The sequence below is a fragment of the Acidimicrobiales bacterium genome (genome assembly GCA_035547835.1).
Classification (GTDB): domain Bacteria; phylum Actinomycetota; class Acidimicrobiia; order Acidimicrobiales; family Iamiaceae; genus DASZTW01.
The window spans coordinates 21,983-45,154 of record DASZTW010000007.1; the positions used below are offsets into that span (position 1 = coordinate 21,983).

Annotated in this window: 20 protein-coding genes; 7 read left to right on the forward strand and 13 right to left on the reverse strand. The window is 71.6% G+C overall.

What is annotated here, in order from left to right; genetic code table 11:
- Positions 1-84 precede the first annotated feature (84 nt).
- The 5 genes from VHA73_07140 to VHA73_07160 all read right to left on the reverse strand — a co-directional run bounded on the left by VHA73_07140 (position 85) and on the right by VHA73_07160 (position 5,758).
- Positions 85-849: an ABC transporter ATP-binding protein gene (locus VHA73_07140; protein ID HVX17791.1), complete on the reverse strand. Its 765-nt coding sequence runs from the start codon at positions 847-849 to the stop codon at positions 85-87.
- Positions 849-1,781, reverse strand: coding sequence for an ABC transporter ATP-binding protein (locus VHA73_07145; protein ID HVX17792.1), 933 nt, complete (start codon positions 1,779-1,781; stop codon positions 849-851). The genes VHA73_07140 and VHA73_07145 overlap by 1 nt, the downstream gene beginning before the upstream one ends.
- Positions 1,774-2,790 carry a branched-chain amino acid ABC transporter permease gene (locus VHA73_07150; GenBank protein HVX17793.1) on the reverse strand — a complete coding sequence of 339 codons (1,017 nt, stop codon included), beginning with the start codon at positions 2,788-2,790 and terminating at the stop codon, positions 1,774-1,776. Before VHA73_07150 ends, VHA73_07145 begins: the two co-directional genes overlap by 8 nt.
- Positions 2,791-2,809: 19 nt before the next feature.
- Positions 2,810-4,237 (reverse strand): hypothetical protein, encoded by a 1,428-nt coding sequence (locus VHA73_07155; GenBank protein HVX17794.1) that lies wholly within the window; start codon positions 4,235-4,237, stop codon positions 2,810-2,812.
- 84 nt (positions 4,238-4,321) lie between these two features.
- Positions 4,322-5,758 (reverse strand): aldehyde dehydrogenase, encoded by a 1,437-nt coding sequence (locus tag VHA73_07160; protein HVX17795.1) that lies wholly within the window; start codon positions 5,756-5,758, stop codon positions 4,322-4,324.
- Between the two features lie 173 nt (positions 5,759-5,931).
- Between VHA73_07160 and VHA73_07165 the strand changes: the two genes are divergently transcribed.
- The gene (locus tag VHA73_07165; protein HVX17796.1) at positions 5,932-6,474 is read left to right on the forward strand and encodes a MarR family transcriptional regulator; all 543 of its coding nucleotides are present in this window, start codon (positions 5,932-5,934) and stop codon (positions 6,472-6,474) included.
- 46 nt (positions 6,475-6,520) lie between these two features.
- Here VHA73_07165 and mftF read toward each other — a convergent pair whose 3' ends face one another.
- The 4 genes from mftF to mftE form a co-directional block, all read right to left on the reverse strand.
- Positions 6,521-8,155, reverse strand: coding sequence for a mycofactocin biosynthesis glycosyltransferase MftF (gene mftF / locus VHA73_07170; GenBank protein HVX17797.1), 1,635 nt, complete (start codon positions 8,153-8,155; stop codon positions 6,521-6,523).
- Positions 8,156-8,312: 157 nt separating this feature from the next.
- Positions 8,313-9,122 (reverse strand): mycofactocin-coupled SDR family oxidoreductase, encoded by an 810-nt coding sequence (locus VHA73_07175; GenBank protein ID HVX17798.1) that lies wholly within the window; start codon positions 9,120-9,122, stop codon positions 8,313-8,315.
- A 49-nt stretch (positions 9,123-9,171) separates the two neighbouring features.
- Positions 9,172-10,119 carry an acyl-ACP desaturase gene (locus VHA73_07180; protein ID HVX17799.1) on the reverse strand — a complete coding sequence of 316 codons (948 nt, stop codon included), beginning with the start codon at positions 10,117-10,119 and terminating at the stop codon, positions 9,172-9,174.
- Entirely contained in the window at positions 10,116-11,534 is a 1,419-nt protein-coding gene (mftE, locus tag VHA73_07185; protein ID HVX17800.1) for a mycofactocin biosynthesis peptidyl-dipeptidase MftE, read from the reverse strand. The genes VHA73_07180 and mftE overlap by 4 nt, the downstream gene beginning before the upstream one ends.
- Positions 11,535-11,556: 22 nt before the next feature.
- Here mftE and mftD point away from each other — a divergent pair, with 22 nt between their 5' ends.
- Positions 11,557-12,732 carry a pre-mycofactocin synthase MftD gene (gene mftD / locus VHA73_07190; protein HVX17801.1) on the forward strand — a complete coding sequence of 392 codons (1,176 nt, stop codon included), beginning with the start codon at positions 11,557-11,559 and terminating at the stop codon, positions 12,730-12,732.
- Between the two features lie 118 nt (positions 12,733-12,850).
- Here the strand turns inward: mftD and mftC are convergent, their stop codons facing one another.
- Genes mftC through mftA form a run of 3 tightly spaced genes read right to left on the reverse strand, consistent with a single transcriptional unit; the run spans position 12,851 to position 14,481 of the window.
- On the reverse strand, positions 12,851-14,041 hold the full coding sequence (mftC, locus tag VHA73_07195) for a mycofactocin radical SAM maturase (protein HVX17802.1): 1,191 nt from the start codon (positions 14,039-14,041) through the stop codon (positions 12,851-12,853).
- Positions 14,031-14,297, reverse strand: a complete 267-nt coding sequence (gene mftB / locus VHA73_07200) for a mycofactocin biosynthesis chaperone MftB (GenBank protein HVX17803.1) — start codon at positions 14,295-14,297, stop codon at positions 14,031-14,033. Before mftB ends, mftC begins: the two co-directional genes overlap by 11 nt.
- 43 nt (positions 14,298-14,340) lie before the next feature.
- Positions 14,341-14,481, reverse strand: coding sequence for a mycofactocin precursor MftA (mftA, locus tag VHA73_07205; protein ID HVX17804.1), 141 nt, complete (start codon positions 14,479-14,481; stop codon positions 14,341-14,343).
- 341 nt (positions 14,482-14,822) lie between these two features.
- On the opposite strand from mftA, the gene VHA73_07210 reads away from it, so the two are divergent.
- From VHA73_07210 to VHA73_07220, 3 genes are all read left to right on the forward strand, one after another.
- Positions 14,823-15,935: an NDMA-dependent alcohol dehydrogenase gene (locus tag VHA73_07210; GenBank protein HVX17805.1), complete on the forward strand. Its 1,113-nt coding sequence runs from the start codon at positions 14,823-14,825 to the stop codon at positions 15,933-15,935.
- Positions 15,936-15,945: 10 nt separating this feature from the next.
- A complete protein-coding gene (locus VHA73_07215) occupies positions 15,946-16,926 on the forward strand; it encodes a MoxR family ATPase (GenBank protein ID HVX17806.1) in 981 nt (326 codons plus the stop codon).
- 116 nt (positions 16,927-17,042) lie between these two features.
- Complete coding sequence (locus VHA73_07220) at positions 17,043-17,882, forward strand: vWA domain-containing protein (protein HVX17807.1); 840 nt, start codon at positions 17,043-17,045, stop codon at positions 17,880-17,882.
- Between the two features lie 124 nt (positions 17,883-18,006).
- Here the strand turns inward: VHA73_07220 and VHA73_07225 are convergent, their stop codons facing one another.
- A complete protein-coding gene (locus VHA73_07225; GenBank protein ID HVX17808.1) occupies positions 18,007-19,509 on the reverse strand; it encodes a hypothetical protein in 1,503 nt (500 codons plus the stop codon).
- 25 nt (positions 19,510-19,534) lie between these two features.
- Here VHA73_07225 and VHA73_07230 point away from each other — a divergent pair, with 25 nt between their 5' ends.
- Together VHA73_07230 and VHA73_07235 are read left to right on the forward strand one after the other, a co-directional pair.
- Positions 19,535-20,170 carry a hypothetical protein gene (locus VHA73_07230; GenBank protein ID HVX17809.1) on the forward strand — a complete coding sequence of 212 codons (636 nt, stop codon included), beginning with the start codon at positions 19,535-19,537 and terminating at the stop codon, positions 20,168-20,170.
- A gap of 224 nt (positions 20,171-20,394) precedes the next feature.
- The gene (locus VHA73_07235; GenBank protein ID HVX17810.1) at positions 20,395-23,160 is read left to right on the forward strand and encodes a GNAT family N-acetyltransferase; all 2,766 of its coding nucleotides are present in this window, start codon (positions 20,395-20,397) and stop codon (positions 23,158-23,160) included.
- The last annotated feature ends 12 nt before the right edge of the window (positions 23,161-23,172 follow it).

Here is a 23,172-nt window from a genome sequence, read left to right on the forward strand (position 1 = left end):
TTCTGGGCTGAGAATTACGCGCTGGGACGCGTAGAAAGCAGCCCAGAACGGTGGGTCGGACGGGGGGACGGACGGTGGGTCGGGTCAGTCGCGGCGGCCCGCGGCGAGCGTGCCGAGGTAGAGCTGGACGACCTTGGGGTCGTCGAGCAGCTCCTGGCCGGTGCCGACCCGGGCGTTGCGTCCCTGGTCGAGTACGACAGCCTGGTCGCAGATCTGCAGGCAGCGCCGTGCGTTCTGCTCGACCATGACGATCGACACGCCCGCGTCGGCGATCTCCTTCACCCGCAGGAACACGTCGTCCTGGTTGATCGGGGAGAGGCCGGCCGAGGGCTCGTCGAGCAGCAACACCTCGGGCTCCATCATCAGGGCGCGACCCATCGCGACCATCTGACGCTGCCCGCCGCTCAACAGGCCGGCACGCTCGTGGCGGCGGTCGGAGAGGATGGGCCACAGCTCGGCCACTTCCGCCAGCCGTGCCGCGAACGCCTTCGGGCGCAGGTACACACCCATCCGGAGGTTCTCCTCGATGGTGAGCGAGGGAAACACGTTCTGCGTCTGCGGCACGTAACCGACGCCCAGGGCGACGAGGTCGTGAGCTTTGGCCCGGGCGATGTCATGGCCGCGGAACAACACGGTTCCGCTGCGGACCGGCACCAGCCCGAACAGCGCCTTGATGAGCGTGGACTTGCCCGCGCCGTTGGGGCCGATCACGCCGACCACTTCGTGCTCGTGCAGCGTGAGGGAGCAGCCGTGGAGGATGTCGACCCCGGGCAGGTAGCCGGCGACGATGTCGGTGGCCTCCAACAGCGCCTCGTGATGCGCCGGGCGCGGCTCGGCGGCGTCGCGCATCACACTCGCCCGCCGGCATCAGGATCGTCGTCGGCGGACGGCTCGTCGGGCCGCGCCTCGGGGGCGCGGCCGGTCCGGCCGTCGGGTTGCGACTCGGCTTCGAGCTGCTCGATCGACTCGTCGTGGTGCCGTCCGAGATACGCGGCGATGACGTCCTCGTTGCCCGCCACATCGCCCGGTCGGCCCTCCGCGATGATCGCACCCTCGGCCATCACGACGACCCAGTCGCTGATCGACATGATCACGTCCATGTCGTGCTCGACGAACATCACCGTGAGGCCGTCGTCGCGCAGCGCCTTGATGTGACCGAGCAGCGACTGGGTGAGCGCCGGGTTCACGCCGGCCATGGGTTCATCGAGCATCACCAGTTGCGGGCCGACCATCAACGCCCGAGCCAGTTCCAACAGCTTGCGCTGGCCGCCGGACAGGCCTCCCGACAGCTCGTCCGCCATGTGACCGAGGTTGAACCGCTCGAGCAGCTCTCGTGCCCGCGCCGCGTTGGCGCGCTCCTGGCCGCGCCACGATCCGGGCACCAGAGAGGACCAGAAGCGTTCGCCGCGCTGCCCGGGGGCCGCCAGCAGGAGGTTCTCCAGCACCGTCATCCGGTTGAGCGACTTGGTGAGCTGGAACGTGCGCACCATGCCGAGCTGTGCGAGGCGGTGCGGCCGAGCTCCGGTGACACCGCGGCCCCCGAACGACCAATGACCCTCATCGGAGTGGTCGAACCCCGTCAGCACGTTGAACAGCGTGGTCTTGCCGGCGCCGTTGGGTCCGATCAACGCGGTGATCAGGCCCTGCTGCACTTCGAGGTGGTCGACGTCGACCGCGAGCACTCCTCCGTAGCGGCGGCGGACGCCGTCGATCACCAGCACCGGGTCGGGCTTGGCGACGCCCGGCTCGGGCGCGATGCCGGCGAGCGCGACGTCAGTCATGGAGCATCATCTCCGCCTTGTCGCCGAAGATCCCCTGGGGTCGGAAGATCATCAACAGCATGAGCCCGAGACCGACGAGTGCGAAGCGGACCGCCGCGAGCGTGCCGGCATCGATCGGATGGTGCAGCACCGGGTCGAGCCAGCCCCAGAGGCCGGCGAAGTGGTGGCTGGTCACCGTGTTGAGGAGGCCTTCGCTGAACTCGAGCAGGAACCAGAACAGCATGGCGCCCACGATCGGACCGAGGATCCGGCCGGGCCCGCCCAGGATCACCACGGTGAACACGTAGAACGTGAAGCCGGCGACCCATTTCGTGGGGTCCGTGTAGTCGTCGTTCAGCGCGATGAGCATGCCCGACAGCGCGGCGATGGCGCCGCCGAGCACGAGGCTCTGGAGTTTGTAGGCAAAGACGTTCTTTCCGAGCGCGCGCGCCGCGTCTTCGTCCTCGCGGATGGCCCGCAGCACCCGGCCCCACGGGCTGCGCATCAACGCCCACACGAGCAGCGAGCTCGATGCCACGAGGCCCCAGCCGACGATCATCGTCCACAGCTCCGTGCTGGTGAACGAGAAGCGGCCCCAGCCGTAGCTGCCGGTCGACAACGGGTCGAGGCTTCGGTACGTCCCGTTGAACAAGTTGATGCCCTCGGCGGAGTTCGTGACGCTCTTGCTCGGTGCGGCGTTGGCCACGATGCGCAGCATCTCGGCGATGGCGATCGTCACCACCGCCAGGTAGTCGGCGCGCAGCCGGAGGGTCGTGAAGCCCACGAGCAGGCTGAGAGCGATCGACAGTCCGAAGCCCAGCGCCACGCCCGCCCACAGCGACCAGTGCCATTGGTGGACCGCGATGGCCACGCCGTAGGCGCCGAGGCCCATCGAGGCGACGTGACCGAAGTTCAACAGGCCCGTGTAGCCGAACTGCACGTTCAGGCCGACGGCCGACAGCGCGTACGTGGCCCCGTTCGATCCCACCGCGAACGTCAACGCGATCAGGAACACGCCCCACACGTCCATCAGTGCGCCCCTCGCCGGATCATCCGAACCGCTCCCGCTGGCTCAACAGCCCTTGTGGCCGGAACAACAGCACGACGACCAGCACTGCGAGCGGCACCGCGAACTGGTAGCTCGTGTCCAGCCAGTACGTGGCGACTTCCTGGACGATGCCGATGAACAGGCCGCCGAGGATCGCTCCGTAGGCGGAGCCGAGCCCGCCGAGCACCACCGCCGCGAACAGGGCGAGCAGCAGCAGCCAACCCATGTCGAACTTCACGTCCTGGGTCAGCCCGTACAGCATCCCGCCCAGGCCGGCCAGCGCCGAGCCGATGAACCAGACCCAGCGGATCACGACGTCGACGTCGATACCGGAGGCCTCGGCCAAGTCCCGGTTGTCGGCGACCGCCCGAATTGCGGTGCCCAGCCGGGAGTACTTGATCAGGGCGGTGACGGCGAGCAGCACGCCGGTGGCAACCACGATGATCGTCCAGTCCTTCGGCACCAGGGAGAAGGGGCCGATCCCGAACTCTCGTTGGACGGAGTACTGCCCGTACAGCCGGGCCGTGGGTCCGTAGAAGATCTGAAAGACGTTCCGCAACAGCACCGACAAGCCGATCGACACGACCATCATCGACAGCAAGGCGGCCCGCCGGCGGCGCAACGGCGCCCACAACACAACGTCGGTGGCGGTCCCGAACAAGGCCACCAGCAGCACGGCGATCAGCGCGGCGAGGCCGAGCCAGAGGTGCCCGAACCCCGGTGTCGTCGAGAGCAGGTACGTCAACAGGGCACCGAGCGTGACCAGCTCTCCGTGGGCGAAGTTGATCAACCCGGTGGCGCCGTAGACCATCGACAGCCCGCACGCCGCGACACCGATGACCAAGCCGAGCTTCACGCCGGTGCCGAGCAGCTTCAGCAACTCGGACAGCGTTCCAGGGCCGCTCGCCGCCTGGCCGAGCGGGAACAGTGCGCGGGTGCTCCCGAACGACGTGTCGACGGCCGGCAGGACGGTCTTGGACTTGTCGGTGAGGCCGAAGGGTTCAGGGAGGGTCGACACGTCGAGGACGACGCGGTACGTGGTGGCGTCCGGGACGTCGACTTGCCACTTGCCCTGACGGTCGGTGCGCACCGATCCGATCGGGGTGCCGTCGTGGCTCACCGTGATCCGGACGCCTTTGGCGAACTGCGCCCGCCCGTCGATCACTTGGCACAACTGGCCGAAGATCACCCGACCGGTGTCAGGTGTCGGCAGCGGCGGGCAGGTGGCGGCGGGTTCCCCGGTTGCGGCCGGCTGCGCACCGACGGGGATGCTCACGGCGGCCGGCTGCGCACCGACGGGGGTGCTCGCGCTGGCCAGCGCGACGGCGATCGCGACCGCGCCGAGCGCGGCCCGCAGCGTGGCCCCGATCAGCCTTCCCAGCTTCGCGTCGTCGCGGTCACCAGCCGCGTGCCCCGATGCACGTTGCACGATCGGGCGAGCTTATGGCGCCGCTCGGGCGCGGTGCCGTGACCTCGAGGGGGCCGACGGATCGGGTCGACGCTCGGAGGTCGGTCAGCCGGGGAGCGCGATCGACTTGTGCTCGAGGTAACCGCTCAGCCCCTCGGGGCCGAACTCCCGGCCGATGCCCGACGCCTTGTAGCCGCCGAACGGCGAGCTGATGTCCATCAGGTAGCCGTTGACGCCGTACGTGCCGGTGCGCACCTGCCGGGCGATGTCGATGCCATGGTCGACGTCGGCGGTCCACACGGTGCCGGCCAGGCCGTAGTCGGAGTCGTTGGCGATGCGGAGCGCGTCGGCTTCGTCGTCGTAGGGGATCGCCACCAGGACCGGGCCGAAGATCTCTTCCCGGGCGATGCGCATGTCGTTGTCGACGCCGGCGAAGATCGTCGGCTCGACGTACCAGCCCTTTTCGAGCCCTGCCGGGCGGCCGCCGCCGGTGACGGCCTTGGCGCCCTCGTCCTGGCCGATCTTGATGTAGCCCTCGACGCGCTCGCGCTGGCGGGCGGACACCAAGGGGCCGATCTCGGTCGTGGCGTCGAGTGGGTCACCGACCTTGAAGCCGTTGGCGAGGTCGGCGAGCGCTTCGACCACCTCGTCGTAGCGACTCCGCGACGCCAGGATCCGGGTCTGGGCAACGCAGGCCTGCCCGTTGTTCATGAACGACGCCATCTTGAGGCCCTCGGTGAGCTGGCCTAGGTCGGCGTCGTCGAGCACGATCGCCGCGGACTTGCCGCCGAGCTCGAGGCTGCAGCGCTTCAGGTTCTCACCGCACAGCGCCGCGATCTTGCGGCCCGCAGCAGTGGAGCCGGTGAACGCGATCTTGTCGACACCCGGGTGGGTCACGAGGTGCTCACCGACTTCGCGGCCCGCCGGCACGATGTTGATCGCGCCGGCTGGGATGCCGGCTTCATGGGCGATCTCGGCCATGAGGAACGCATCGAGCGGGGTCTCCGGAGCGGGTTTCAGGACCACCGCGCAACCGGCAACCAACGCCGGGGCGAGCTTCGACATGGTGGTGAACTGCGGGACGTTCCACGGCACGATCGCGCCGACCACGCCGACCGGCTCGTGGCGCACCAGCACGTTGCCCAGCATGCCCTGGCGCTCTTCCTCGAACGGGAACTCGCGTGCCAGGCCCACGAAGTAGTTCAACATCATGTACGGCATCGGCGCCTGGGCGAGCTGTGCGAACAGCAACGGCGACCCCATCTCGGTGCTGATGATGTTGGCCATGTCGTCGAGGCGGGTGGCGTAGAGGTTGGCGAACTTCTCCACCGCGTCGGCCCGTTCGGTGGGGGACAGGCGGGGCCACGGGCCTTCGTCGAACGCCTTGCGGGCCGCAGCCACCGCCGCGTCGATGTCGGCGGTGGTGCCGTCAGGCACCCGGCCCACCACTTCCTCGGTGGCAGGCGAGATGACCTCGATCGTGTCGCTGCCGGCGGGCGCGGCCCACTCGCCTCCGATGTAGAGCTTGTCGTACGCGTGCATGCGTCCCCCTGAGCGTTGCTGCGGTAGAGCTGACTGTAGTGGAACACGTTCCAGTTGCGGCAGGGCGCCGGCGGGGGTGACGGGGTGCTCGAGTCCCGAGCTCGGGGGCCGGCGGCGATCCGGCGGCCCTGGCAGCCCCGATGCGGCTCGGTGCGCGGGCTACCGTCGGCCCCGTGGCGCCGGAACCGTTGTCGTTCGACCCCATCGCGGAGGCGTGGCGACAATGGCGAGGTGCCTGGCCCGACGCAGCCGAGCACATGGCGGCGATCACGTCGATCATGCGGGCCCAGCAGCTCGTGTTGGCGGCCGTGGAGCGGGCGTTGCAGCCGTTCGATCTCACCTTCGCCAGCTACGAGGCGTTGCGGTTGCTGGCGTTCACGCGCCATGGCTCGTTGCCCATGGGCAAGATGGGGGAGCGGCTGATGGTGCACCCGGCGAGCGTGACCAACACCATCGACCGTCTCGCAGAACGCAGCCTGGTGGTGCGCGAGACCGACGAGGCGGACCGGCGTCGAACGCTGGCCGTCCTCACCGACGACGGGCGCAAGTTGGTGGAGGACGCCACGCTCGTGCTCAACGACACCCAGTTCGGCCTCGGCGCACTCGACGACGCCGCGGCCCGAGACCTGAGTCACCTCCTGCGTCAAGTCCGCGCCGACGCCGCGGACTTCGACCCCGCCACCTCCCCCGATCCCTGGCAAAAACCCCTGCTGTGAGCACTTGGCCACCTGGTGGGTGGTTGAGCGCGCACAGCAGGGTGGGTCAGGGGCGCCAGGGGGTGAGCGCGGGGGTGACGGGCTCCCAGGTGCCGGTCCGGGCGGCGCCGAGCCACACGCCGGCGCCGTACGCGATGTCGTCGGCGGTGGCGAGGGCGACGAACCGGGCGGGGTCGAGGGCGGGGCGGAGTGTCCACCAGTCCACGAGTGCCGGCACCACGGCCGCTGCCAGCGCCACTCGCCGGCCGCGGCCGGACAGGACCATGGTGGCCGCGGTGATCGGCAGCCACGCGCGGGTGAGTGATCGGGCGATCAACCGTCCCGCACCCACATGCCCTCGCGCGGTCAGGCGGGCAGCCTCGGCGATCGGGTGGACGAGACCGCGGTCGCGCAGGCGCCTGCCGAGGGCGACGGCCGTTCCACCGGCGATGGTGGCCCCCGCGACCGGATGTCCCGCCGCGGTCAGTGCCCACACGGCGGCGCTCCAGGGCGACACACCCAGCGGGGCGAGCATGCCGGTGTGGCGCGCGGCAAGGGGTGCCGCCGACGTGCCGTAGTCGACCCGCCGCCGCAGCCACGGGCCGAGGCGGGTCGGGTGGTCATGGCCGACCTCCGCCGCCGGCTCGTAGCGCACCCGATGCCCGGCCTCGTGAAGGCGCCACACCAAGTCGACGTCTTCGCCCACCTTCAGTTCCTCGTCGAACCCACCGGCCTCGTGGAGGTGGGTGGCGCGGCCGACGAAGGTGGTCGACGGCACGTACGGCACCCGTGACCGGGGCCGGACGGGTGCGGGGTCGGCCCCGAGATCGAGGGCCGAGCGCACGGCTTCGTAGCGAGCCACCGCGGTGCGCGACTCGCCGGCCCAGCTGGCCGCGCCGGTGCGGGTGTGGGGTCCAGCCTCGCGACCACGCACGCGCGGGGCGACCAAGGCCACCCGCTCGTCGGCGAAGTGGGGGAGCAGCGCCTCCAACCAACCCGGACGCACCTCGCACCCGGCATCCACGAACGCCATGAAAGGCGATTGGGCGGCGGCCAGCCCGGTGTTGCGTGCCGCGCCGGCGCCGCCGTTCACGGGTCGCCGCACCAACTGGATGTGCCACGGCCAGCCGGGAGCCCGGGCGCGGGTGGGTGACACCCGGCCGTCCACGTCGGAGGCTGGCGTGGTGACGCGCGGCGACACGGGTGGGGCGCCGGTCATGGCTGCGGTGCCGGCCACCACCTCGCGCACCGGGTCGGGGTCCGTGGAGGCGTCGTCCACCACCACCACCTCGGCCACGTCAGGACTGACCCGGGCCAGCGAGCGGAGCGTGGTCGCGAGCCCATCCGGGCGATCGAACACCGGGATCACCACCGCCACCTCGCCGGGCGAAGGGCCGTCCTCCGGCGAGCACACGGGCACGATCGCGCCGGAGTCGACCAACCGGTCGAGCAGCCCCTGCGCCGGTTCGCTCAGGGACTCGACCGCGATGGGTTCGCCACGCTCGGCCCGCCGCACCAGCGCAGCCCCCGCCGGGGTGAGACGCAGCAGCGACAACGGCGAGCCGCCGAGCAGCGCGGTGCCCCCGCCTCGGACGGGCAGGAGGCGTGTCGCCCGGTCGAGCACCCAGCGGCTCAGCGCCACGGAGGTCGGCTCGGCGGTGCCGGGGCAACGCTCGGGCGAGCGACCCGACGGGTCCGCCACCCAGCTCTCGCGACCGTTGCCCCGATGTGCCGGACAGACGGCTCCCCCCTCGCCGACACCGGCACCACGGGGGTTGCCGTGGTCACCGGGCGTCCATGCCCGCGTCGACGTCCGTCTTGCCGTCCGCCTCGTCGCGGGCGGCGTCGGGTTGCCGTATTCACCGGGCGTCCATGCCCGCGTCGACTGGGACGACGGCGCCGGTCATGCCGCTCCCGCCAGGTCCGCACAAGAAGGCGATCACGCCCGCGATCTCCTCGGGGCGCAAGAGCCGGGGCAACAGGTGGTGGGTCGCGAACTCCTCCGGCGAGTCGAGGCCGTAGACCGCCGCGCTCGCATCGAGGATCGGGCCCACCGTGGAGCCGGGGCAGACGACGTTCGCGCAGATGCCGTATGGGCCCAGCTCGGCCGCCATCGAGGTCACCAGTCCGACGAGCCCGTGCTTGGACGCCGAGTAGGCGGCCAGCATCGGCAGCCCTTTCACGCCCGCGGCGGACGACACGGCGATGAACCGGCCGCGGCGCGGCTCGGGCCGGGCGAGCATGGCCGGGACCGCGGCGCGCGCCAGTCGCCAGGCGCCAGTCAGGTTGACGTCCAGCTGCACGTGCCACGCGGCCTCGGTCGTCTCCCAGGCAGGGTGGCCGCCTCGCAACACGCCGGCGACCGGCACCGCGGCATCGAGGCCGCCGAACGTGTCGACCGCGGTCTTCACCGCTGCGTCGAGGCCGGCCTGGTCGCGCACGTCGGCCACCACGCCGATGCACCGGTCGCCGCCGTCGGCCACGACAGCTTCGAGGTCGGCCTGGTTGGCCAGGGGATAGCTGAGGACCGGGTCGTCTGCGCACGCGTCGGTGGCCACGACCGCCCACCCGCCGGCGAGCAGCGCTCGGACGGTGGCAGCGCCGATCCCGCGCGCGGCGCCGGTCACCAGTGCAACGGGCGGGTCGGACCTGCCGTCGTCGGAAGCCATGGGCACGTTTTAGGACGTGAACGGATGGGCCGGGAAGCCCGTCGCCGGCTCAGACGAGCCGCGGGGTGGCGCCGCCGGCGGCTTCCGCAGCGCGCTCTGCCGCCCGGCGGGCCAGGCGCTGGCCGGCCTTCCCGATGCGCTCGATGCGCTTGAGCACGCGGTCGCGGGCTTGCTCGGCCGCGTCGGTGAGGCCGGTGACCTTCTCGATGGCCCAGTGGCGCAACACGACCGGCACGAGCACCTGGTCGTGGTGCAAGAGGAAGTCGTAGATCCCCGCTCGGGCGATGGCGTTGGCGTGCTCGGTGAACGCCGGGATGCCGGTTCCGGGCATCTCGAAGTCGCGGACTTGGCGCTCGATCGACGCCAGCACGGTCGACGGGTCGATCTCGAGCGCGGTGGCCACGAGGTCGCGGTAGAAGAGGAAGTGCAGGTTCTCGTCGGCGGCGACCCGTGACATCACGGCCATGCCGGCCGGGTCGTCGAGCGCTTTGCCGGTGTTGCGGTGGGCGATGCGGGTGGCCAGCTCCTGCAAGGCCACGTAGACCAGTCCGTCGACCGGGTCGGCGGGCTCGGGCACGACACCCCGCGACACCTGCACCATCCGGGATCGCTCCAGCTCGACCGGGTCGAGCGCATCGGTGACCGTGAGGTAGTCGCGGATCACCATCGAGTGCCGACCTTCCTCGGCCGTCCACCGCCGCGCCCACTCGCCCCACGCCCCGTCGCGGCCGAACATCCGGTCGATGGTGTGGAAGTAGTACGGCAGGTTGTCCTCCGTGAGGAGGTTGACGAACAAGGCGCTGCGGACCCCGTCCGACATCGGGAACATGTCGGGCTTCCAGTCGCGATCCGCATCGTCGATGCCGCGCCCGGCCGCGCGGTCCCACGGGACCAGCTCGTGGGGGAACCACTCCTTGGCCATGTCGAGGTGGCGGTCGAGGAGTTCCTCGACCTTCGGGGTCAGCTCGGCGGCCAGCGCCGTGCTCGGAGAGGTCACGACGGAAGGGTAGTGCCCGAGCCGCCTGGTGGGCAGGTCGAGGCCTCATCGACCACCGCATCGACCACCGCATGGACCACGGCGGACAGGTCGGCCACCAGGGCGTCGAGGAGCGCTTCGCCCTCGCCAGGCGTCGCACCGGTGGGGTCCCCGAGCACGCCGTTCGGGGTCACGGCCGCGAGCCCGCCCTTGCGCAGGTCCGCGAGCAGCTCGCCGAGCGGTGCCGTGTTGCCCGCCTCGGCCAGGTCGGGGCGGACCGAGCGGGGCGCGAGGTGCAACAGGAGCGAGGTCTCGGTTCGCCCTGCGTGGGCGTCGCCTCCGGCGGGGCGAGGCGACCAGCCGGCGACGTTGCGGCCCTCGTGGCGGAGGCGGTCGACCGCCCGGCGGAGCGCTTCGACGTTGCCGCCGTGACCGTTCACGATCACCATGCCGGCGAAGTGGTCGGCCGACCGCCCCAACTCGACCAGCTGGGCCTCGAGGGCGATCTGACCAACCGACAAGGTGCCGGCGAACGCCGCGTGCTCGCCTGACGACCCGTACGCGATCGCCGGCGCGACGGCGATGGCATGGCCGCGGCGACGGAGGTCGTCGGCAGCCCGCTCGGCAACTGCCACGGCCACCCGGGTGTCGGTGTCGAGCGGTAAGTGCGGCCCGTGTTGCTCGACGCTGCCGAGCGGCACGAGCAGCACCGGGTGCGACGCGTCCAGGTCTGGGCTGCGGGCTTCCGCCAGGTGGCTCGGGGGGCTGGCGGCGCCCGCAGCGCGCCCGCCAGCCGTGTCGCCCCTGCCGACCCCGTCGGCCGCTGTGTCGCCCCCGTCGAGCTGGTCGAAGTCGAGGCCGCTGCCGAGGGTGGCGAAGCCGGCTTGCAGCAGCCCGGCGAGGTCGGCGTCCGGGTCGGCGAGCCATTGCTCGTACGCGGCCACCGACACCGCGAGCGACACGTGCCCGACGAGCTGGGGGATCGGCGCGAACGGGTCGGTGCCGAGGCGCCCGGCCACGAAGCGGGCGATCACGGCGCGCCAGTCGGCGTAGCGGAGGGTGCCGTGGGCTTGCAGCGCCGGGACCCGCAAGATCAGGGCCATGCGCTGGCGGTGCTCCGGTACGGCGCCGGCGGGCAGCGAGTTGAACCGCACGACGGCTCCCGCCACTGCGGCGAGCACCGGGGTCGAGGGCGGTGCGGCGCCCAGCCAGTGGTCCATCGACGCGAGCAGCTCGTCGAACGCGCCCCACACCACGTCGTTCTTGGAGGGGTAGTAGCGGAAGAACGTGCGGCGGGACACGCCGGCCGCGTCGGCGATGTCGTCGACGGTCGTGCGCTCAAACCCCTGGTCCGCGAACAGGTCGAGCGCGACGGCCTCCAGCTCGGCGCGGCTGGTGGCCGGCGGTCGCCCGCTGGGTGCGTTGGACTTTGACACTGAGTGTCAATATAGTCCGGCCATGGCAGACGCATGGTTCGAGACGGTGGCCGAAGCGCAGCGACGGGCGAAGAAGCGGCTGCCCGCGCCGGTGTACGGCGCGCTGCTGGCCGGCTCCGAAGCCGGCGTGTCGCGCGACGGCAACGTCGAGGCGTTCTCCCGCCTCGGCTTCGCGCCGGAAGTCGCCAACAAGCCGGCCACCCGCGACCAGGCCACCAACGTGATGGGCCAGCCGATCTCGATGCCGGTCATGATCTCGCCCACCGGTGTGCAGGCGGTCCACCCCGACGGCGAAGTGGCCGTGGCCCGCGCCGCTGCGGCGCGCGGCACCGCCATGGGGCTCAGCTCGTTCGCGAGCAAGCCGATCGAGGAAGTGGTCGAGGCCAACCCGCAGACGTTCTTCCAGATCTACTGGTGCGGCACCAAAGACCAGATGGCGCAACGGATCGCCCGCGCCCGCGCCGCAGGTGCGGCCGGCCTGATCGTCACGCTCGACTGGTCGTTCGCCAACGGCCGCGACTGGGGGAGCCCGTTCATCCCCGAGCACATCGACGTCGAGGCTGCCAAGCGCTACGCGGTGCCGGTGGCGCTGCGCCCTCGCTGGTTGCTCGACTGGGCAAAGACGAAGAAGCTGCCCGATCTGACCGTGCCCAACATGCAGCTCGACGGGCAGCCGGCCCCCACCTTCTTCGAGGCGTACGGCGAGTGGATGGGCACGCCGCCCGCCACGTGGGACGACCTCGCCTGGCTGCGTGCCGAGTGGGAGGGCCCGCTGATGATCAAGGGCGTCATCCGCGTCGACGACGCCCGGCGCGCCCGCGACCTCGGCGCCACCTGCATCTCGGTGTCGAACCACGGCGGCAACAACCTCGACACCACGCCCGCACCGATCCGTGCACTGGCGGCGATCAAGGCAGCCGTGGGCGACGACATCGAGATCGTCCTCGACGGCGGCGTGCGGCGCGGCGCCGACGCGGTCAAGGCAGTGGCCCTCGGCGCCCGAGCGGTGATGCTGGGTCGGGCGTACCTCTGGGGGCTGGCTGCCAACGGCCAAGCAGGCGTCGAGAACGTCCTCGACCTGTTGCGCAGCGGCATCGACGCCGTGCTGCTCGGCTTGTCGAAGCCGTCGATCGCGGACTTGACCCCCGCCGACATCGTCATCCCCGACGGCTTCCACGTCGCCCTCGGCACCAGCTGATCCTCACCACCGCCCCGCACCCATCCCCAAGCCCAAGATCCCGAGCCGGGGAGCGTGGTGGTGGCCCCAGTGGCCAGATCACCACCCCCGTTCGGTCATGCGAGGTGGCGCGGCGGCTTCAGGCAGGTGCGCGACGGGTGAAGGCGACGGGTTGCGGGCCGGCGCCGGCCGGCTTGGAGTGACCTGGGCCGGGCGACGGGACGGGCACCCCGTCGGCCACCAAGGCGGCGAGCGCGGCTTCGCCGTGGCCGTTCACGCACTCGGGGTCGGGTCCGTCGAGCGGCATGCCGTTGAAGAACTTGGCTGCCATGCAGCCGCCCTGGCAGGCGTCGTACTGGCCGCAGGACGAGCAGGCGCCCTCGGACTCCGGCTCGCGCAAGCTGAGGAACAGCTCCGACTCCCGCCACACCTTGGTGAACCCGCCCGGGTCGCGCACCGAGCCGGCGCGGAACTCGTCGTGCAACACGAACGGGCAGGCGTAGACGTCGCCGACCGGGTCGATCAGGCACACCACCCGTCCTGCGCCGCACAAGTTGAGGCCCGGCAGCGGCTCGCCGAGGGCCGACAAGTGGAAGAACGAGTCGCCGGTGAGCACGTGGGGACGGTCGAGCAGCCAGCGGTAGATCGTGCGCTGCTGGTCGTTGGTGGGGTGCAGCTCGTGCCAGGTGTCTGCGCCGCGACCGGACGGCCGCAAGCGGGTGACGCGCAGCTGCGCGCCGTACGACGCCGCCAACGCCTCGAAGTCGTCGAGCTGATCGACGTTGTGGCGGGTGACCACGATCGAGATCTTGAACGGTCCGAAGTCGGCCGCGGCCAAGTTGTCCATGGCGGTGCGGGCCATGGCGAACGAACCCTCGCCGCGCACGGCGTCGTTGACCCCGGCGGTCGCGCCGTCGATCGAGATCTGCACGTCGAGGTAGTCGGTGCCGGCGAGTCGGCGCGCCACCTCGGGCGTGATCCGGCTGCCGTTCGTGGAGAACTTCACGCCGACGTCGTTGGCAATGGCGTAGTCGACCAACTCGAAGAAGTCGCGCCGGATCGTGGGTTCGCCCCCGCCGACGTTGACGTAGAAGACCTGGATGCGTCGCAGCTCGTCGATCACCGCCTTCGCTTCGGTCGTGGTGAGCTCGCGGGGATCGCGGCGACCCGACGAGGACAGGCAGTGCACGCACGCCAAGTTGCACGCGTACGTGAGCTCCCACGTGAGGCAGATGGGCGCGTCGAGCCCACCCTTGAGGTCATGCGCCAAGCGCGCCGGGCCGGCGGCAGGGCGGCCGGTGGTCGGCTCGGGGGCAAGGTCAACGGGCACGGATCACCTCAGAGGACGCCAGATGGTCGAGGGCGGACAGGAACGACGGCCAGCGCGACTCGGCCACCGCAGCGGTGCGGAGGGCGTCGGCCACCGTCGGCGCCTCGGCGAGCCCCTCCACCACCCGGACCATGTCGGGCGAACGGAGGAACACCAGCCGGCGGTTGCCGTAGTGGTACGCGAGCGCACCGAACGGTTCGGGCCGGAGGGCGACTTGCGGGTCGAGCGCGAACGCGCGGTCGAGCGTGACGGTCATGGGTGGCGACGCCGCAGCGGGGAGCCAGCCTCGAGTGCCGGGCTCAGTAGACCCCGCACATGCCGTCGATCGAGATCTCCTCGACCAGGACCTCTTCGACGGCCTCGTCGGTGTCGTCGGTCGTGACCTGGTCGGCCGTCGTCGTGTCTGGGCTCACGTTGTTCCCCCTGAGGAGTGCCGTCATCGTGCGGAGCGTCGAACACGATCGCCCCGTCGACGTCGGACACTACCGGCCGCCGGCCTCGCGCCGGTACGAGCAGCGACGTGCGACGTGCCACAGGCTCGGGGCCTGAACGGCCGGTCAGATCTGCCCAGGTGGTCTGTCGGGTAGGTGAGGAGGGTGAGCTGGTGGTCAGGCTCGTCGTTCGGCGCCGCTGGCAGGGACGCACGACGAAGGCGTAGCCGAAGCAGCGGTCAGGACGGGGACGCCGTCCAGCGATGGCGAGGGCCGCCTGGGCCGCCCGCCAACTGCCAGACGCACCACTAGGATGCGGCGACAGGCGACGAACCGAAGGGGGCACGCAGGTGCAGACCGAAGCCGCAGTGTTGTGGGAGACCGGTGCTGACTGGAGCATCGAGACGGTCGAGCTCGACGATCCCAAGGCGGGTGAGGTGCGCGTGAAGCTCGCCGCCTCTGGCATGTGCCACTCCGACGAGCACCTCGTCACGGGCGACCTGCCCTTCGAGCTGCCGATCATCGGTGGCCACGAAGGCGCCGGTGTGGTCGAGGAGGTCGGCCCAGGCGTCACCAGCCTCCAAGTCGGCGACCACGTGGTGTTCGGGTTCATCCCCGCGTGCGGTCGCTGCCCGTCGTGCTCGACCGGTCACCAGAACTTGTGCGACCTCGGCCAGTTCCTCGCCACCGGCAAGCAGATCGCCGACCTCACGAGCCGCCACCACGCCAACGACCGCGACCTCAACTTGATGTGCTGCCTCGGCACGTTCGCGAAGTACACGGTCGTCAACGAGGCGTCGTGTATCAAGATCGACGACGACATCCCGCTCGACAAGGCTTGCCTGGTCGGCTGCGGCGTCACCACCGGGTGGGGTTCCGCGGTCTACGCCGCGGGCGTCTCGCCGGGCGACAACGTGGCGGTGATCGGCGCGGGCGGCATCGGCATGAACGCCATCCAGGGCGCCAAGCTCGCCGGCGCGGAGCGGATCTTCGCCATCGACCCCGTCGAGTTCAAGCGGGAGCAGGCCCAGAAGTTCGGCGCCACCCACACCGGAACGACCGCGGCAGAGTCGTTCGACCTGGTCCAAGGCGAGACGTGGGGTCGCATGTGCGACAAGGTCATCGTCACGATGGGCGTCGGCGACGGCTCGCAGATGGCCGCGATCATGGGCCTCGTCGCCAAGCGCGGGCGGGCGATCATCACCAACATCACGCCGTGGACCGAGATGTCGGCGAGCCTCAGCATGCTCGACCTCACGCTCATGGAGAAGGGCCTGGTCGGATCGCTGTTCGGTTCGGCCAACCCGCGCTACGACATCCCGAAGCTGCTCGAGCTGTACCGCCAGGGTCAGCTCGACCTCGACGGGCTCGTCACCCGCACGTACAAGCTCGAAGACGTCAACCAGGGCTACGCCGACATGCGTGACGGCAAGAACATCCGTGGCGTCTTGATCTACGAGTGACGCAGCACCGTTGACCGACCTCCGTTCGCCCGGGCTCCGGGCCCGGCTCGCGAGCCGCGTCGTCGGCCGCGACCGCGAGGTCGAGCTGGTGCTCGCGGCGCTCGACGCCGGCCGCCACATCTTGCTCGAGGGCCCGCCCGGCACGGGCAAGTCCACGCTGTTGCGCGCGATCGCGATCGAGACGGGTGTGGGGTTCGAGTTCGTGGAGGGCAACGCCGAGCTGACCCCGGCGCGCCTGGTCGGCCACTTCGACCCCGCGCTGGTGCTCACCGAGGGCTACTCGCCCGACGTGTTCGTCGATGGTCCGCTCGTGGCGGCGTTGCGCAACGGCTCCCTGCTGTACGTCGAGGAGCTGAACCGTGTGCCCGAGGAGACGCTCAACGCGCTGATCACGGTGATGAGCGAGCGCGAGCTCCACGTCCCACGCCTCGGGGTGGTGCACGCCGCGCCGGGGTTCCGCCTGGTGGCAGCCATGAACCCGTTCGACGCGGTCGGCACCGCCCGCATCTCGTCCGCGGTCTACGACCGCACGTGCCGCCTCGTGGTCGACTACCAACCCGCGGCCGACGAAGCGCGGGTGGTGGCGTTCGCGCTCAGCGGTGAAGAGCCCGACGAGGCCCCGTCGCCGAGCCCGCTGCGGGCCGACGCGAACTGGCTGGCCAAGGTGGTCGAAGTCGTCCGGCGCACTCGCACGCATCCCGAAGTGCGGGTCGGGTCGTCGGTCCGTGGCGCGATCGACACGGCCATGGTCGCCACCTCGCTCGCGGCGTTGCGCGGTGGCACGCCGGCCGACCCCGCGCTCGGCCTCGACGCCGCGCTGGTGGCGTTGTCGGGCCGCATCCGGGTGCGTGAAGGCGTGGCGCGCCCCGCCGAGGACATCATCCGAGAGCTGTGGGCCGAAGTGTTCGACCCTGCCCGGCAGGGCCGGGACGAGGCGGGTGACGGCGAGGCGGCCGACGCGGGAAAAGCCGCGGCCCCGCACCGGGGCTGAAACCCCCTTCCGACGACGCCGACCGTGACCAGGAGCGCCAGGACGCGGTCGACGACGCGCAGCGGCGCACCGAGAGCCGCCGTGATCTGTCCCGCCGGCACGAGCGCTTCGAGCAGGTGTCCCCACAGACCGGCGCGCTCGACCAGGCCGCGTTCGACGAGCTGGCCACCGACGACCTCGACGCCGCGCTCGCCCTGTTGGCCGACCTGAGCGGCGCGACGGACCCCCGGCTTCGCGCCCTGGCCCGCCAACTCGCCGGACGCGTGGTGATCGACCTCGCAGCGCCCGTCAGCCGCGAGGGCCGCGGTTCAGCCGGCCGGCTGCGCACCACCCGCCTGCCCGACACCGGTGGCGACCTCGATCTCGACGCCAGCCTGGGCCCGCTCATCGAGGCGCGGGCCGGCGGGCGGCCGCCGTCGGTCGACGACCTGCGCGGCCGGTGGTGGGCGGAGCGGTCGTTGGCGTTGTGCCTTGTGGTCGACCGGTCGGGGTCGATGGGCGGTGAGCGCCTGGCGACCGCCGCGGTCGCCGCGGCCTGCTTGGCGCTGCGGGCACCTGACGACCACAGCGTCCTCGCATTCAGCGACCGCACGCTCGTGCTGCAACGCCAAGGCGGCCTGCGTTCGACCGACGAGGTGATCGGCGACCTGCTGTCGTTGCGTGGCCACGGCACCACCGACCTCGCCGGCGCGCTGCACGAGGCGACGGTCCAGCTCGCCCGCTCCCGAGCACATCGCCGCCTGGCCATCCTGCTCTCCGACGGGCGGCCGACCGCCGGCGACGATCCGATCGAGGCCGCCCGGTCGCTCACCGCCGTCGGCGAGCTCGCCGTCCTCGCCCCTCACGACGACGCGGAGGAGGCCCGGGCCCTGGCCGAGTCGGTCGGTGGTCGTTGCCAGCCCGTCACCGGCCCGTCGTCGGTTCCCGCCGCGCTCGCCGCCCTGTTCGCCCGCTGAGCGATCGAGCGGCAGTCTCGATGTGCGGTCGCGCCTTCCATCGTCTTGATCTGCAGCCGTACTGCGCGTGGAATCGGACCGCTGCGGTCACATTTCGCGCGCGGAACCGCTGACGCGCCGCGGTTCAGCGGCCGGGCCGACGTAAGAGGCGGAGCAGGTGGTGTCGCCGGGTGAGGCCCGCGACCGCGAGCCCGGCGGCCAACACGGCAACCGGGAGGTACGGCGTGCGCACGGCGCGCTGCCACCAGGCCCCGTTCGCCGAGAGGCTCGCGGTCGGCGTAGCCGGGCGCTCCCCGCTCGCCGGCGACGCCGCCTGGGTGGCGAGCGGTCTGCCGGCAAGGGCGTGCGCGGCGCTGACGGTGTTGGCGGCGGCAGCGGGCGTCAGGTCCATGCTGGTCGCCGTGAGTCGCGTCGAGACCGCATGCAACTGGTGACCGGGCTCGCCTGGCGCCGAGTCGGACCGTCCGGTTGGACCGACCGAACCGGGCCGGAGGGCGCCGACCCCGATCCCGCCCGATGAAGGGTCGCCGACGGTCGGTGGGGTGGCAACCGGGACAGAGCTGCCTTCGCCGGCTGCGAGCGTCTGGTGGACCACGGTGCGCACGACGTCGGCCACCAGCGTCGAGATCTGCACCGGTGCGGACGGGTTGTCGACGGTCACCGGGATGGCGCTGTGCACGTCGACCGTGGGGTCCTGCAGCACTTGGATCGTGCCGTCGGTCGAGTGGGTCGTGAACGTCGCGCCGCCGGCGACCAACGTGCCCGACGACGAGTTGCCCGCGGCGGCCTGCAATGTGGTCGTGATCAGCGACGCGATCGTGGCGTCGATGTGCACCGGCGCGACCGGGTTGGTGATGGTGATCGGCACTTGCTGCTGCAGCGACACGTGGGGCGCCTGCACGATCATCACCGAGCTGCTCGAGCGGTCCGTGACCGAGCCGTCGTTCACCCCGGTGGGCGAGCCGCCCGTGCTGGTGCCGTCGGTGATGGCCGTGCCGTTCGACTCGTTGGTGCCGACGGCCACCATCTGCGTGTCGACCACCCCGGCGATGAGGGCGTGGATGTCGACCGGGCCCTGCGGGTCGATGATGGTGATCGGGATCTCGAACACGACGGTGATGTCGGGCGTCTGGATCACGATCACGCGGTTGGTCGACTCGTTGCCCGTGGCGAGCGCGGTCCCGGCGCCGCCACCTGCCAGCGCGCCTTGGCCGTTCGAGGTGTTGGCGCCCACACCGACCACCCGGGTGATCACCACGCCGGCGATCACCGTGTTGATCGTCACCCGGCCGTCGGGGTGCACCAGCACGATGGGGATCGACTGCACCACGACCACATGCGGCGCCTGGCTCACGACGGCCACGTTGCGCGACGAGTTGCCGGTCACCACCGACGTGCCGCGCACTGCTCCGGCCTGGCTGCTGACGGTGACCGGCTGGGCGCTGGTGACCTGCACTTGCGAAGTGGTCTGGGCCTCGATGCCGGTGGTCACCGACGCCGAGCCGTCAGAGGTGTTGGTCGCCACCGCGGTGACGGTCGTCGTGACCGTGCCGCCGAGGGTGATGTTGATCGTGGTGTCGCCGGTGGCGCCGACGATCACGATCGGCTGTTGATCGACGACCGTCACGTCCACGGGCTGGGTTGCGACCGCGGTGTTGGACGAGTTGTTGCCGACCGACGAGTCGCCGGTGGTCGCCGGAGCCGAGCCCGTCGTGGCCGGTGTGTCCGAGCCGGTCGTGGCCGGGTCGGTGGTGGCCGGAGGCTCGGCGCCGGTGGTCGGAGACGCCGGGTCGGTTGCCACGATGGTGGCCGGGGCGGCTTCGCTGGCGGCGGTCGATGCCGGGGTGCCGGGGGCGCTCACGGCCGGCCCGGGCGCGGTGTCCGGGCCTGGCGACATCGTCGAGGTTGGGCCGGCCACCTCGATGCCCCCGATGGCACCGCCTTCGGTGCGGTCGACGACGTTGGACGAGACCGAGGCCGATTCGGGTCCCGCTGAGGGATCGGCCGGCGCGGGGCTCGTGGCCGGAGCCGTCGCGGGCGGAGCCGTCGCACGTGCGTGGGTTGCCCGAACGGCGACCCTGCGGACGGTGGGATCGGCGGACCGCGCGGCGCTCGGGCGTGCCACCCGACCGCCGGCAGCCGGCGATGTGGCGGCCGACGACCCGGTCGGGCTCGGTGGGGCAGTGGCCGCGTGCGACGCAGCAGCCGTGGCCACCAGGCCGACGGCGCCGCCTGCGCCGGTCAGGATCGCGGCTCGGATGGCCCGCACAAGCAGCTGGCCGCTGTAGCTGTTGGACGAGCCCGCGGCCCGCGTTGGGTGGTGTGGCACCCGAAAGCCCCTCTGTTGGTCACCGCTGACGCCGCCCGGCGCCGTGTCCGTGTCCGCTCACGGAACGTGCTCGAAGCTACCACCTACCGGGTCAACACTGTCCGCGGTGAGAGGCCCGTCGTGCGTCGCCGCCGTGGCGGTCGACACCCGGACCGCCGGGGTCCTCGTCGGTAGCCTGCGGGTGTGCCGGAGCCCGCGGATCCGTCGACGTCGATCGCGACCAGCCCGTCGGGTGGCTACCCGGCGCACTGGGAAGCCGATGTCGTCTTGTCCGACGGCGGCACCATGCACGTCCGCCCGATCCGGCCAGACGACGGCGAGCGGCTCGAGGCGTTCCACGCCCGCCAGTCGCCCGAGAGCATCTACTTCCGCTACTTCAGCCCACGTCCGCGGCTGACGCCCCGCGACATCGAGCGGCTCACGCACCTCGACTACGCCGACCGCATGGCGTTCGTCGGCCTCATCGGCGACGAGCTGGTGGGTATCGCCCGCTACGACCGGCTGCCCACCCAGTCCGTGGCCGAGGTCGCCTTCTTCACCGACGACCGCCACGCCGGCCGCGGCATGGCCACCGTCCTGCTCGAGTACCTCGCGGCAGCGGCACGTGAGGTCGGCATCGCCGGGTTCACCGCCACCGTGTTGCCGAACAACCGCAAGATGCTCGGCGTCTTCCACCAAGTGGGTTTCGAGACCAAGAGCCGGTTCGCCGACGGCGTGATCGAAGTCGAGCTCGGCATCGAACCGACCCCCGAGGCACTGGCCAAGATCGAAGAGCGCGCCCGACTCGCATACGCGCGCTCGGTTCGGCGCATCTTGCGGCCGCACTCGATCGCGGTCGTGGGCGCGTCCCGGACGCCCGGCACGATCGGCAACGAGCTGGTGCGCCGCATCGTGCTCGGCGGATTCCACGGCCCGGTGTATCCCGTGAACCCGCACGCGTCGTACGTGGCGAGCGTGCGTGCCCATCGCACGGTGAGCGACGTGCCCGACGAGGTCGACGTGGCCGTGATCTGCGTGCCGGCCGAGGCCGTGCTCGACGTGGTCCGTGACTGCGCCCGCAAGCGGGTGCAAGGCCTGGTGGTGATCAGCGCCGGCTTCGCCGAGACGGGCCCGGCCGGCGCGGACCTCGAGCGCCAGGTGGTCGAGCTCGCGCATCGTCACGGCATGCGTCTCGTGGGGCCGAACTCGATGGGATTCGTGAACACCGACCCCGATGTGCAGCTCGGCGCCACATACCTCGGCCACCTTCCGAAGCGCGGCCGGATCGGGTTCTCCTCGCAGTCCGGCACCCTCGGCGCAGCGGTGCTCAGCCACCTCCGCCAACTCGACCTCGGCATCTCCACGTTCGTGTCGGTCGGCAACCGGCCCGACGTGTCGGGCAACGACCTCTTGCAGTACTGGGAAGACGACCCCGAGACCGACCTCGTGCTGCTGTACCTCGAGAACTTCGGCAACCCGCGCAACTTCGCCCGCATCTGCCGCCGCATGTGCCGATCGAAGCCGGTGATCGCCGTCAAGAGTGGCCGGGGGATGTCGCGCGGGCCCGGCGCGCGCGAGGCCGCAACCGACGACGACTGGCCCGCCGAGGCTTCCATCGACGCGATGCTGCGACAGACCGGCGTGATCCGGGTCGACACGTTGGAGCAGCTGTTCGACGTCACTCGAGTCCTCACGCATCAGCCGGTCCCCAACGGCCGACGGGTGGCGCTCATCTCCAACTCGTGGGGGCCGGCGGTCCTGGCGGCCGACGCGTGCGTGGGCGCGGGTCTGCAGCTCGCCGACCTGGCGCCCGAGACCAGCGCCCGGATGCGAGCGCGGGTCGAGGGCTTGTCAGGCGGGCCGGCGAACCGCGCCGCGAACCCGGTCGACCTCGGCTACGCCGCCGGTCCGGACGACTTCCAGGCCGCGGTCGCCGCGGTGCTCGACGACCCGGGGGTCGACGCGGTGCTGGTGGTGCACGCACCCCCGGTGCCCGAGGGCAGCGAGGCGGTGCACGCGGCGTTGGCCGACGTGGCGGCGACCGGCGACATCCCGGTGGTTGCCACGTTCCTGGCGTTGGGGGAGCGCCTCGTCCAGCACCCGGTTCGCTGCCTCCCGGTGTTCGAGTTCCCCGAGGCCGCTGCGCAGGCGCTGGGGCGCGTCGCCGCCTATGGCCAGTGGCGGGCGCAGGACCCCGGCGCAGTGCCCGAGTACGACGACGTCGACCACGATGCGGTGCAACGGCTGGTCGACCGCGCGTTGGCCGACGCCCCGGCGGGCGCCTGGCTCGACGCCGCGACGGCGCGGGCGGTGCTCGACGCGGCCGGTGTGGCGGGTGTGCGCCAGACCGCGGTGCGCGGCGCCGACGAGGCCGTGGCGGCGGCAGCCGAAGTCGGTTACCCGATCGCGTTGAAGGCCACGGGTCTGCCTCGCCTCGCGAAGACCGAGGCGGGTGGCGTGGCGATCGATGTGCACGACGATGACGAAGTGCGCCAGGCCTTCGGGCGGATGGTCGAACTGCTCGGCACGGCCATGGAGCCGGCGCTCGTGCAGCAGATGGCCCCGCCGGGGGTCGACTGCCTGGTCGAGGTCCACCAGCACCCCTCGCTGGGCGCGGTCATCCGCTTCGGTCTCGGCGGGGTGAGCGCTCGCGGTCTCGACACGGCCATGCAGGTCCTGCCGCTCACCGACGCCGATGCCCGACGCCTGGTGGCCATGTCACCGGTCGCTGCGCTGATCGCCGAGCAAGGCCCGCAGGCCGCAGCGGCGATGGCCGAAGCGCTGCTGCGTGTCGCCGCCATCGCGCAGGAGCGGCCGGAGCTGGCCGTGATCCGCTGCAACCCGGTGATCGTGTCGGGCGAAGGAGCGTTCGTGACCGACGCCCGGGTGCGCGTGGCCCCTTGGCGGGTGCCGCGCGATCCGGTGAGCCCGTACCGGCGCCTCGAAGCCCAGCCACTACCCGAGACCTGATGGCCGGCGGCG

Coding starts and splice junctions, on each gene's coding strand:
- VHA73_07140 (HVX17791.1), bottom strand. CDS start 849: ATGCGCGACGCCGCCGAGCCGCGCCCGGCGCATCACGAGGCGCTGTTG.
- VHA73_07145 (HVX17792.1), bottom strand. CDS start 1,781: ATGACTGACGTCGCGCTCGCCGGCATCGCGCCCGAGCCGGGCGTCGCC.
- VHA73_07150 (HVX17793.1), bottom strand. CDS start 2,790: ATGGACGTGTGGGGCGTGTTCCTGATCGCGTTGACGTTCGCGGTGGGA.
- VHA73_07160 (HVX17795.1), bottom strand. CDS start 5,758: ATGCACGCGTACGACAAGCTCTACATCGGAGGCGAGTGGGCCGCGCCC.
- VHA73_07175 (HVX17798.1), bottom strand. CDS start 9,122: ATGGCTTCCGACGACGGCAGGTCCGACCCGCCCGTTGCACTGGTGACC.
- mftD (HVX17801.1), top strand. CDS start 11,557: ATGGCAGACGCATGGTTCGAGACGGTGGCCGAAGCGCAGCGACGGGCG.
- mftB (HVX17803.1), bottom strand. CDS start 14,297: ATGACCGTCACGCTCGACCGCGCGTTCGCGCTCGACCCGCAAGTCGCC.
- mftA (HVX17804.1), bottom strand. CDS start 14,481: ATGACGGCACTCCTCAGGGGGAACAACGTGAGCCCAGACACGACGACG.